The organism is Neobacillus niacini, assembly GCF_046591715.1.
GTDB classification, from domain to species: domain Bacteria; phylum Bacillota; class Bacilli; order Bacillales; family Cytobacillaceae; genus Neobacillus; species Neobacillus niacini_L.
Window position 1 is genome coordinate 1,189,348 of sequence record NZ_JAWVNQ010000001.1, and the last position, 11,792, is coordinate 1,201,139.

Genomic DNA, 11,792 nt, shown 5'->3' on the forward strand with positions numbered 1-11,792 from the left:
TGAGATTAGTCCTTCATAAGCATGATGAAGGACACTTCAGGAGAATCCTCAGTGAGATTAGTCCTTCATCGGATCTTCGTGAGAAAAATCAAGCATTGAAAGGAAAGAAGGCTTAAATATGGAAAATCAATTTGTTCAGCTAACGATCCAAAATCATGTGGGAATTGTCACATTAAACCGTCCGGAAGCTGGAAATGCCCTTCATATAGAAATGGCAAAGGAACTGATGGATGTTGCAATATTTTGTTCTGAGAGCGAAGAAATTAGGGCAGTAGTGATTACAGGAGCTGGAAATAAGTTTTCAGTCGGCGGGGATTTAAGAAGCTTTGCAGAAAAAGGGGAACAAATCAGTTCTCATCTAAAAAGTGTTACCGCCTATCTGCATCAAGCAATTTCCTATTTTACTAGAATGAATAAACCTTTTATTGGAGCGGTGAATGGAGTGGCAGCAGGTGCCGGAATGAGTCTCGTTTGTGCCTGTGACCTGGCGTATGCTGCTGAACATGCTAAATTTGTCATGGCGTATAACAAGATTGGATTAACACCTGATGGTTCAGGAAGTTATTTCTTACCGCGTCTTGTCGGGATGAGGCGGGCAATTGAGTTAATGTATACAAATCGGGCATTGAATGCAAAAGAGGCAAGTGAGTGGGGTATTATCAACCATGTTATTGCCGGTGAGCAATTATTAGAGGTGGTCTTAGAGTTAGCTGAGAATCTTGCAAAAGGACCAATGAATGCATATGGAGAAACAAAAAAGCTGTTTTATCACTCGCTGCAAGAAACATTGGAGTCGCAAATGAGTAAGGAGTCTTTAGTGCTTGCTGAGAGAGCAAGCAGTATGGAGGGAAAAGAAGGGATTGCCGCTTTTTTAGAAAAACGTGAGGCTGACTTCTTAAAAGAAAAAATTACATCTAAATAAGTTAGATTGATTTTGATTGGGGGAGAAAAAATGAAGACCGCCAATGTTAGTGGAAATTTACTCTGGGAACCTTCACGTGAAATTCAAGAAAAGTCAAACGTAAAACAGTTTATGACTTGGCTGAATGAAACGCGTGGACTAAAGGTTGAACAGTACAATCAATTATGGGAATGGTCTGTTACTGACGTAAATGGATTTTGGGCTGCCATTTGGGATTATTATCAGATTATGGCCAAAAGTGATTATGATGAGGTATTGTCTGGAGGTAAAATGCCAGATGTCGAATGGTTTTCAGGGGCAACACTAAACTATGCAGAACATATATTTAGGAATGAAACGAAAGATAAAGCTGCGATTATTTATGAATCGGAAACACGTCACCAGCAGGAACTTTCATGGGCAGAACTAAAACGGAATACAGCTGCCGTTGCAGGCTATTTGAGGTCAAAAGGGGTAAAGCCGGGTGACCGGGTTGTGTCGTATGCACCGAATATTCATGAAACGGTGACAGCCTTTTTGGCATGTGCCAGTATCGGAGCGGTATGGTCAAGCTGTGCACCGGAGTTTGGCATCCAGAGTGTGATTGATCGGTTTAAACAAATAGGACCAAAAGTAATGTTTGCGTCTGATGGCTATCAATACGGAGGAAAGAAATACGACCGCCTTGAATTAATTGGTAGAATTCAAAGTGCACTCCCTACTTTGGAAGAAACTATAATAATCCCTAATCTGCAAGAGCAGCCTGATTTATCAGGTTTAAACAATTCTGTTCTTTGGTATCAGGTTATCAAAGAAAACAGCAATGTTCCATTAACCTTTGAAGCTGTTCCTTTTAATCATCCCCTATGGATATTATATTCATCCGGAACTACTGGAAAACCAAAAGGCATTGTTCAAAGTCAAGGGGGAATCCTGCTTGAACACTTAAAATTCCTCGGACTTCAAATGGATTTAAAAAGAGAAGATCGATTCTTTTGGTACACAACAACAGGCTGGATGATGTGGAACATTGGTGTTGGAAGTATGCTTACAGGTGCGACGGTCTTATTATTTGATGGAAATCCAAACTATCCGGATGATGAAACACTGTGGAGGTTTGCGGAATCTACCCAAATGACCATGATGGGCACAAGCGCAAGCTTTATCGTGGCCAACATGAAATCAAAGGTGAACCCAAAGAAGTTTAATCTTTCACATTTACGGGGCATTGGCTCAACAGGTTCACCATTGCCTGAAAGCGGGTTTGATTGGGTTTATCAAGAAGTGAAGAAAGATATTTGGCTTTATTCAACTACCGGAGGAACTGATATTTGTTCAGGTTTTCTAGGGGGAAGTTTGTTACTGCCCGTATACTCTGGAGAACTACAAGCTCGTTCCTTAGGGGTAGCGGTTACTTCCTTTAATGATCGCGGGGAAGAGGTAGTAGATGAAATTGGGGAACTTGTGGTGACAAAACCGATGCCATCAATGCCGATATATTTCTGGAATGATGAGAATGGGGCTCGTTACAAAGATAGTTATTTTGATGTTTTCCCTGATGTTTGGAGGCATGGTGATTTTATTAAAATTACTTCTAGAGGATCGGGAATCATGTACGGCCGTTCAGATGCAACGATTAATCGGGGCGGAATTCGGATGGGGACAAGTGAAATTTATAGTGCCTTAGAAAGTATTCCGGAAGTGCTCGATAGTATAATAGTGGACATACCAATTACGAGTGAGCAATCCTACATGCCATTATTTATCGTTCTACGAGAGGGTACTCCTTTTTCAGAGAAATTGAAATCACATATTAACAAAACGATAAGAAGTAACTGTTCTCCTAGGCATGTACCGAATGAAATTTTTAGTGTAAAAGAACTGCCTAAAACATTAAACGGGAAAAAAATTGAGGTGCCGATTAAGAAAATTTTAATGGGAATTCCCATCGATAAGGCTGTTAACGCTGATTCGTTACTAAATCCAGATTCATTACAATATTTCGTTGAGTTTCAGAGATATATAGAATCAGGGGACATTGTATTATAGTTATCAAATTGAACAGGAAAGCCTAGAGGATATCGCCTCTAGGCTATATTTATGTGTGTTCTATCTATTGTGCTGCCTTAATGTCTTCAGCAGCAAAGTGTGCCACGCTAGCAGCAGTCGTCATACCAAAACACTGCACCTATAATAATTAACAGGATAAACAGGATGATGATTAAAGGTAAACTTAAACCTATTCCATATTCTGAACTCATTTGTGAGAACCTCCTTTTTCTGGGAAGAATACATTCTATGACAAATGCCTATAGTTTGATACTAAAGTTTCGAGGACCGGTGGCTTTTGGGCTTTTTTTTTCAGAATTTTCTTGAGTAAAAACAAATACTGGAATATATTTTAATTAACCAGTAGCAATTTGTTCCAATATTGAGTGAATGAACTGGAATCATACATATTAATAAGAGGTGTTTTAGATGAGTGTTGGATTTATTGGAGGCAAGTTTTTGCCGCTCCATCTTGGTCATGTGCATGCCATTGTCCAGGCTGCTTCCAATGTAGATGAGCTTTATGTGATTTTGTCGCATAGTGAGAAGCGTGATAGAGAATTGTGTGTAGACACCAAAATGGAGTACGTTCCAGCATCCATCCGTATAGGCTGGCTGGCTGAGCTAACGAAGGATATGCCGCATGTACAAGTATTATCGGTTGAAGATGATCAAGGGAATGACGATTACGACTGGAAAGAAGGAGCTCGGTTAATTAAGGAAGCAATCGGAAAACCGATCGATTATGTATTTAGTTCAGAGACTGATTATAGCGCAATCTTTGAGGAGAATTATCCGGGTGCCAAGCATTACCTCATTGATCCCAGCCGCTCACATGTAACAATCTCAGCAACGGCTATTCGAACAGAAGGGGTTCATCACCATTGGTCTTACCTGCCTGATGTCGTAAAACCTTATTTTGAAGAATAACTGAATGTTGGTGGTTGATTGTCAGCCTTAGTACATGGAGAGAGGACAGATTCTATCTGATTTTTTGGTCGGAATAACGACGAAAAACAATCTATTTCTAAAAATTATATAACCATAATATTACAGTTTTTCTGTATAATAGAAATATTAATAGTTTTCTATTAATTATTAAACTGATAAAACTAGAGTCGAATGGAGGAAGGTAGTCCATGTCAAACATTCCATCAATCCTAAAATCATTGAGATTTCCCGTAATTGGTTCACCACTTTTTATTATTAGTAATCCGAAACTCGTTATTGAGCAATGTAAGGCAGGAATTGTTGGTTCTATGCCAGCATTAAATGCAAGGCCGGCCGCACAGCTTGATGAATGGCTCGCAGAAATCACAGAAGAGTTAGCCTCTTACAATGCAAAAAATCCAGAGCGACCGGCAGCGCCATTTGCTATTAATCAAATTGTCCATAAGACCAATAACCGGCTTGAACATGATATGGAATTATGTGTGAAATATAAAGTTCCTATCATTATCACTTCACTTGGAGCCCGTGAAGAAATCAATGTCGCCGCACACAGCTATGGAGGAATTGTGTTCCACGATGTAATTAATAACAAATTTGCTCACAAAGCGATTGAGAAAGGCGCAGATGGATTGATTGCAGTTGCTGCTGGTGCTGGCGGACATGCTGGCGATAAGAGTCCGTTTGCATTGATTCAGGAAATCCGCCAGTGGTTTGATGGACCGTTAGCTTTATCGGGATCGATTGCTAATGGAAATGCCATACTCGCAGCGCAGGCAATGGGAGCAGATTTCGCCTATATTGGTTCACCATTCATTGCTACTCACGAAGCAAGAGCTGCGGAAGAATATAAGCAAGCGATTGTAGAATGCACCTCCGATGATATTGTAAATAGCTCACTTTTCACAGGTATCCATGGCAATTATCTCGCACCGTCCATCCGTGCTGCGGGGTTGGATCCACATGCGCTTCCAGAAAGCGATCCATCGAAAATGAATTTTGGCGGCAGCGGACAGGCAAAGGCCTGGAAGGATATTTGGGGAAGCGGCCAGGGGATTGGCGTAATTAATGAGGTAAGGACAACGGCTGAGTATGTCGAAAAGCTTCATAAAGAGTATATTGCAGCAAGAGAGAGGGTTATCCGAACGAGCCAAGCTTTCGTATGAAAAAAAGTGCCAGGCACCACCAATTTGATTGGTGCCTGGCACTTTTTATTTTGATGATGTTTACAGTTTGGTAGGTGGAACCGTACAGGTTCTATAGGGATGTGTACAGTTTCTACGTGAAAGTGTACAGGTTCTACGTGAAAGTGTACAGGTTCTACACAAAAGGGTACAGGTTCAACGGAATAGTGTACAGATTCTACACAAAAGTGTACAGGTTCTACAGAGAAGCGTACAGGTTCTACACAAAAGTGTACAGGTTCTACAGAGAAGCGTACAGGTTCTACACAAAAGTGTACAGGTTCTACACAAAAGCCTACAGGTTCTACAAAAAACCATACAGGTTCTACAAAATAAAGGTACAACCTCCAAAAATGTATTCCATTGTTCATCAACCGTTCACAATCCAGTTATAAAATAATGCTGTAAATAGAGATTGGAGGAAGTAAGATGAACATGGCTTGGAAAGAAATGAAGAGAAATAAAGGTAGATTTTTGATTTTAGGTTCCATTGTTTTTCTCGTGAGTTTATTAACGTTTATCATATCTGGTTTGGCCAATGGATTGTCAGAGGACAATGCCGCATTAATAAAAGATTTACCGAATGGACTTTTTTTTATGGCAAAAGACAGTGATCAAACGATGAATCTTTCAAGAATCAATAATAGTGTTCAGGACCACTTATTAAAGAAGCAAAATAATGCTGTTGCATTCTCCATTCAAATGGGTTTTCTAAGAGACCATGAAGCTAAGCAGAGAAGTGTCGCATTTGTTACGTCGACTGAATCAAAATGGTTTGTAAATGTCAAAAAGGGAGAAATTGTATTAGACCGGTCTATGTCAGAAAAGGGGATAAAGATAGGAGATACCCTAACCAACAACCAGTATAGCGGTAAGTTTATTGTAAAAGGTTTTGTGGACAAAAAGAAATTCAGCCATGCTCCGGTTGCCTATATCAATCTCGAAGACTACAAAGAAATGTACCGTGTCAATGAAATGCAATTGATTTTTACACCAGGAGAAACTACATCTGAATCATCCGGAGAATTGGAATGGTTTACTAAGAAACAATTCCTTAATACAATATCCAGCTACAAAGCTGAGCAGACCTCTTTAAATATGATTATCTGGTTCTTAGTTGTAATTAGCGGAATGTTATTCGGGATCTTTTTCTATATGATGAATGTTCAAAAAATCGGACTATACGGTATTTTAAAGGCAATCGGGGTAAAAACAAGGACATTGTTTTCGATAATGTGGACCCAAATGATCATGATTACTATCATGGCATTAACTATATCGATTACACTTAGTCAGGTTTTTAACATGCTTGCACCAAAAGAGATGCCATTTAGTTTGACCATTGAAACATCCGTACAATTATCACTCATCTTCTTATTGATTGGATTTATTGGAGCAACTATTTCTGGTATACAGATTAAAAAAATCGAACCATTACAAGCTATTCAACAAGGAGAGGTTTAATATGCAACGATTTACCATCGAGAATGTTAGAAAAACTTTTCAAAATGGGGAAGTAAAGGAAGAAATACTTAGAGGTATTAATCTTTCTCTTAGAGAAGGTGAAATAACAGCCTTAGTAGGGGCTTCGGGTTCTGGTAAGAGTACACTGCTAACCATCGCAGCAGGACTACAGCCTGCTTCAGAGGGTCAGGTACTTTTCGAGGGGAAAAATATGACCACTATGAATGTAGAAGAAGTTAGGGAAATTCGGGCACGTAATTTTGGATTTATCTTTCAATCATCTCATTTGGTACCTTTCCTCACCGTAGAAGAGCAGCTTATGCTAATGCTTAAGGTATCAGAAACTAAAATAAGCATGCGAGATCAAAAGAAGGAAATGGACAACATCCTTTCTTTAGTTGGAATGAAACATCGAAAATATGCCTATCCATCAACATTATCTGGTGGAGAAAAACAGCGGGTTGCCATTGCTCGTGCGATTATCCATAAACCCAGGATTCTGTTCGCAGATGAGCCAACTGCGAGTTTGGATTCAAATAGGTCAAGAGAGGTAATGAACCTCATTCGTGATTTAACCAAAACTCTGAACCTTACGACTTTAATGGTTACACATGACGAGGAAATGCTCACCTTTGCTGATTGTATCATGAGGATGATTGATGGGCAGGTTTGTAAGAGTAACAATAGAATGTAAGATAGGATTATTTAGCAGGACTTTAGATTATGGGAGAACGTATATGACAACTATTTTATTAGTCGATGATGACATTCATATAGTAAATCTGGTCACTATTCAACTAACCAATCAAGGCTATCGTGCAGTACAAGCAAGGAATGGAGTTGAAGCGTTGGAAATACTTAAGAAGGAAGCATGTGACCTTGCAATAGTCGATGTGATGATGCCATTCATGGATGGCTTTGAACTAACACGGGAAATTCGAAAACAGTATGATATTCCTGTCCTTCTTTTAACTGCAAGGAACCAAATTGAGGATAAGGAGCAAGGATTTCTGGCGGGAACAGATGATTATTTGGTTAAGCCCTTTGAACCAATGGAATTACTTTTTCGAATAAAAGCATTGTTACGCCGGTATGATCAACGTGCAGAACAATCGGTTATACGGTTTGGAGGTACAACTCTAAATAAAAAGAACTACGAGGTACAGATTGAAAATCAAACCCTTTTATTACCCTTAAAGGAATTTGAACTTTTATCGTATCTATTTTCTAATCCAAAGCAGGTATTTTCTAGGGAACACTTAATTGAACAAATTTGGGGAATGGATTTTGAAGGGGATGAGCGAACCATAGATGTTCATATAAAAAGACTAAGGGAACGCTTTTCCAAATGCAGTGATGATTTTCAGATAAAAACAGTGCGCGGGGTTGGATATCTTTTGGAGGTCCAACGGATATGAAAACACTATATGTGAAGTTTATTGTCATAACTACAAGTATGATGCTGATCAGTTTTATCCTTGCTTTTTTAGTTTCCAATTCCTATTACCACCAAAAAGTAAAACCAGTTAATGATCAAAAAAACACAAAAATTGCTTTAAACATTGCCGCCTTTGCAAAAGAACATCCAATGACAAACTTAGGAAACTATTTAGAGAATATATCTGCAGTGGGATATCAATTATATTTAGTCGACACCCGTGGAAATGGACACTTTTTTGGAGAACGATTCAGAGATCAAATCCTTCCCCGTTCAACAATTCAGCGTGTAATAAATGGGGACATTTATCATGGTATCCTTGATTTTCCGCGGAAAACCTTTGTCACAGGATTTTTTGCCAATGAACTCCAGAACACGATAGGTGTTCCATTAGAACATAATGGGAAGAGCTATGCTCTATTTATCCGGCCGGATATCAAATTTCTATTCAAAGAAATGCATGTTTTATTTGGATGGATCCTGCTATTAGCCATTTCCTTGACCATCTTGATGGTACTGATTCTCACAAAATTTCTCATTAAACCTATCTCTACACTAACAACAGCAACCAAGTCTTTAGCAAATGGAAATTATCATGTGAATTTGGATGTTAAACGTGGCGATGAGTTAGGTCAGCTTTCTCGTAGTTTTTTGCAAATGGCCAGAAGGTTAGAGCAAATGGATGATGTAAGAAAGGAATTTATCTCAAATATCTCCCATGATATCCAATCGCCTCTTTCTAATATAAAAGGATATAGTAATCTATTGAATAATGATTCAATAAGCAAAGCCCTAAGAACTCAATACGTTTCTATAATTAATGGAGAAATTAAAAGGCTGTCCTCCCTAACCAAACAATTATTGCTGCTTGCATCATTAGATCGAAATGAGGAGGCAGTGAAGAAGAGATTGTTTAATGTTGGTGAGCAAATCAGAGGATTAATTCGAAATTACCAATGGGCAATTAGCGAAAAGGAGCTAATGCTTAGTTTCTCCATACCTGATATCGAAATCCTGGGAGACCCTGACTTATTGGAAACAGTTTGGGATAACCTTTTATCCAATGCAATCAAATATAATGTAACTAATGGAAGTATAGAGATATCGATGGAAGAAAGAGGAAAGTCAGTCATTGTGACGTTTGTTGATACAGGGATTGGAATGAACGATAGGGAAGCAGAAAGGATTTTTGAACGCTTTTACCGGGCAGATACATCCCGGACAAGAAGTGTCGAGGGGACAGGTTTGGGACTCTCGATTGTATCTAGCATTGTCAAACTGCATAACGGGACTATTACGGTAAAGAGTAAAGAAAAAGCAGGGTCTACTTTTATAATAAAACTGCCTGTATTGTAAAGTGAAAAAAGTGCCAGGCACCATCAAATTTTGTTGATAGGGTACTGGCACTTTTAATTATTTCCGATCGATCACTTTAACACCTTTATAAAAAACGTTTTTTATCTGATCAATCTCTGTAATTTCTAGTCCTGGAATTCCTTCGGCTGCTAAGAAGTTTGCATCTAATCCTGGCTCCAGCCTGCCGAAGGTATTCCCTTTTCCTAATAGCTTAGCAGGATTGTCTGTTAGTAGTGCTAGAATTTCATTTTCATCGTAGTGATGCTTTTTTAATAGCTGCATAGCTGGCTCGGCAATCAGCATTAAGACGTCTGGACCTTTTAATGCTTGGTCTTGAAAGGGAAGCCATGAAGTTTTAAGGTATGGCGGGAGATAGGAGTCTGTTGAGATGGATACAGGAATGTTTTTTTGAACGAATTTGAGAATTTCTTCAGGAGAGTTTGGCTGTAAATGTGTACCGCCCATAGGGGTTGCAACGATTGCGACTCCCTGTTTTGCTGCGATGTCTATTTGTTCATCTGTAATTCCATGTGCATGGTGCAGGACATCTATTCCCGCCTCTAAGGCGAGGTTGATCCCTTCTTCACCAGCAACATGAGCGCCTATTTGTTTTCCTGCCTGATGATAAATTTTTACAATCTTTTTTAATTCCTTAAGATTGTAGATGATTTCTCCTGCCCGCGGGACTTCTTTTACGGTAAAGTTTGCTGGTGTTGCATTGATAAAGATATTTTCTCCGGGATAGTCACTCTCATGAGCAATCATTTGAACTAAGACGGGGTCGGATAGATCGTATTGAGTAACACCGCGGGATTGTGTAATGGCAGTAAAATGGGCCAAGTTTTCGAAACCAATCGAAATACTAGTGGTGGCAAAGGAAACATCGAGAGGAAGATCGAGTACGGCTTTTTGATAATCTTCCTTTGAAAAATCACAAAGCGGGTGGCCGCAAATTTGTTCGCCCAGTGCCGTAATACCTGCTGCTAATGCTTGGAAGAGAATCGCTTTTCCTGCAGCAAAATGAGTTTCTGGCGTCACCGGATATAGTGAAGTTGGTGCAAATTCCAGTAAATGAGTGTGACAATCTACCAATGAAGGTGTAATCACATATTCAGAACAATCGATTACATCGAGATCAGGAAATTTTTCCTTTAAACTTTCAAAGCGGCCAATCTCTGCGATTTTTCCATTCTCAATCACCATAGCTCCATGTATTAAAGTCCCTAAATGACTGACTGTTACTAATTTTTTACTGCGAATTAAGTAATTCATCATTCATCACACCAAATATGGAGTTAAAAAATACCCCAATACACAAGCCGTAATAAATCTTAGAACCATGCCAATAATCGCAGCCTCTATGGTTTCTCTCTCATTTAGACTCGATGTTTCTGCCCAGGTGACAGGCACCTGGCCAAAGATAACAGATAATGGGAGCCCGGAATTGGCTAACACAAAGGAACCGACAATTAACCGCGGGTCGATGGTGCTGGAGAGTTCCGCAAGCTGAGCAACTGCCAGTGTCGGAGCAGCGAGTATGGACACAATACCGGTAGCAGGTTCAATACTTAAGAACGTAAGAATAGAGGATAAACTGGATTCTATGAAACTCCAGACACCGATAAATTTTAAGGCTCCGATAAAGAAAAAGACGGCTGCCACGGCTGGGATGATGATTAAGAAAAGCAGTTCAACACCTTCTTTGGCGGATGAGAAGATTGTTTGCAAAAATTTTGTAGTCGGTGTAAATCGCGGCAATTCTTCAAGTTCCACCTTTTTGGTATCACGATAAATGGTTCTTGATAGGAGGACCGGTACAACAATAATGGGTACAAAAATAGATAAGATGACGAGTGGAAAGGCATTAATGCTAAATGCGGATAGTGCGATGAGCCCTAGAACAAAGGTAGCAAAGGATTGCGGCGATTGAATCATCGTCGCGACTGCTATTTTTTGCTCGGCTTTGGTTGCGTTGGCTTTGACAAGGATTGGACCAGAGATCTTGCCGGCAGCATTAATGTCACCAAGGATATTGTATACGCTTGGGATGATGACCGACGGATTGATTTTGAACCACTTCATAATCGGAACAAACAATCGAATTAACCCGTCTGTAAACCCCAATCGCTCCAAAAGACGTCCAACGATAACGCTTACAATAATCGCAATTCCGACTTCACTTGTTAGAAATATATCTACCACAATCGGTTTTACTTCTTTAATAATGGTATCAAAAAGGCTGGACAAGGAATTAGGTGCAAATAAGAGCAGGAGCAAGGAACCAAAGACTAACAATATACCAATACCTTCAAAGGTCTGCCATTTCGCTCTTTGGGACTTGGTAAGCGGAGCTTGTTTATCTTCCATAGAAATGACCTCCCGACATTTTTATTTAAAGTATGTATGGGCGAAATATTTGTGCCTGTCATTCGATTTAAGGGAAAAATATGGT

Annotated in this window: 12 protein-coding genes; 9 read left to right on the plus strand and 3 right to left on the minus strand. The window is 39.5% G+C overall.

What is annotated here, in order from left to right:
• Positions 1-118 precede the first annotated feature (118 nt).
• On the plus strand, positions 119-922 hold the full coding sequence (locus SFC47_RS05835) for an enoyl-CoA hydratase/isomerase family protein (RefSeq protein ID WP_411253294.1): 804 nt from the start codon (positions 119-121) through the stop codon (positions 920-922).
• A 30-nt stretch (positions 923-952) separates the two neighbouring features.
• A complete protein-coding gene (locus tag SFC47_RS05840; protein WP_411253295.1) occupies positions 953-2,950 on the plus strand; it encodes an acetoacetate--CoA ligase in 1,998 nt (665 codons plus the stop codon).
• 107 nt (positions 2,951-3,057) lie between these two features.
• Here SFC47_RS05840 and SFC47_RS05845 read toward each other — a convergent pair whose 3' ends face one another.
• Positions 3,058-3,162, minus strand: a complete 105-nt coding sequence (locus SFC47_RS05845) for a YjcZ family sporulation protein (RefSeq protein WP_411253296.1) — start codon at positions 3,160-3,162, stop codon at positions 3,058-3,060.
• 217 nt (positions 3,163-3,379) lie between these two features.
• Here SFC47_RS05845 and SFC47_RS05850 point away from each other — a divergent pair, with 217 nt between their 5' ends.
• The 7 genes from SFC47_RS05850 to SFC47_RS05880 all read left to right on the plus strand — a co-directional run bounded on the left by SFC47_RS05850 (position 3,380) and on the right by SFC47_RS05880 (position 9,340).
• The gene (locus tag SFC47_RS05850; protein ID WP_411253297.1) at positions 3,380-3,880 is read left to right on the plus strand and encodes an adenylyltransferase/cytidyltransferase family protein; all 501 of its coding nucleotides are present in this window, start codon (positions 3,380-3,382) and stop codon (positions 3,878-3,880) included.
• A 209-nt stretch (positions 3,881-4,089) separates the two neighbouring features.
• On the plus strand, positions 4,090-5,064 hold the full coding sequence (locus tag SFC47_RS05855; protein ID WP_411253298.1) for an NAD(P)H-dependent flavin oxidoreductase: 975 nt from the start codon (positions 4,090-4,092) through the stop codon (positions 5,062-5,064).
• A gap of 74 nt (positions 5,065-5,138) precedes the next feature.
• Positions 5,139-5,477, plus strand: a complete 339-nt coding sequence (locus SFC47_RS05860; protein ID WP_411253299.1) for a hypothetical protein — start codon at positions 5,139-5,141, stop codon at positions 5,475-5,477.
• Between the two features lie 34 nt (positions 5,478-5,511).
• Positions 5,512-6,546 carry an ABC transporter permease gene (locus tag SFC47_RS05865; protein WP_411253300.1) on the plus strand — a complete coding sequence of 345 codons (1,035 nt, stop codon included), beginning with the start codon at positions 5,512-5,514 and terminating at the stop codon, positions 6,544-6,546.
• 1 nt (position 6,547) lies between these two features.
• The gene (locus SFC47_RS05870; protein WP_411253301.1) at positions 6,548-7,240 is read left to right on the plus strand and encodes an ABC transporter ATP-binding protein; all 693 of its coding nucleotides are present in this window, start codon (positions 6,548-6,550) and stop codon (positions 7,238-7,240) included.
• 43 nt (positions 7,241-7,283) lie between these two features.
• On the plus strand, positions 7,284-7,964 hold the full coding sequence (locus tag SFC47_RS05875; protein ID WP_411253302.1) for a response regulator transcription factor: 681 nt from the start codon (positions 7,284-7,286) through the stop codon (positions 7,962-7,964).
• Positions 7,961-9,340 (plus strand): sensor histidine kinase, encoded by a 1,380-nt coding sequence (locus SFC47_RS05880; RefSeq protein ID WP_411253303.1) that lies wholly within the window; start codon positions 7,961-7,963, stop codon positions 9,338-9,340. Before SFC47_RS05875 ends, SFC47_RS05880 begins: the two co-directional genes overlap by 4 nt.
• Positions 9,341-9,397: 57 nt before the next feature.
• Here SFC47_RS05880 and SFC47_RS05885 read toward each other — a convergent pair whose 3' ends face one another.
• Both SFC47_RS05885 and SFC47_RS05890 read right to left on the minus strand, forming a co-directional pair.
• Positions 9,398-10,615: an amidohydrolase family protein gene (locus tag SFC47_RS05885; RefSeq protein WP_411253304.1), complete on the minus strand. Its 1,218-nt coding sequence runs from the start codon at positions 10,613-10,615 to the stop codon at positions 9,398-9,400.
• Between the two features lie 3 nt (positions 10,616-10,618).
• Positions 10,619-11,707 carry a hypothetical protein gene (locus SFC47_RS05890; protein WP_411253305.1) on the minus strand — a complete coding sequence of 363 codons (1,089 nt, stop codon included), beginning with the start codon at positions 11,705-11,707 and terminating at the stop codon, positions 10,619-10,621.
• Between the last annotated feature and the right edge of the window lie 85 nt (positions 11,708-11,792).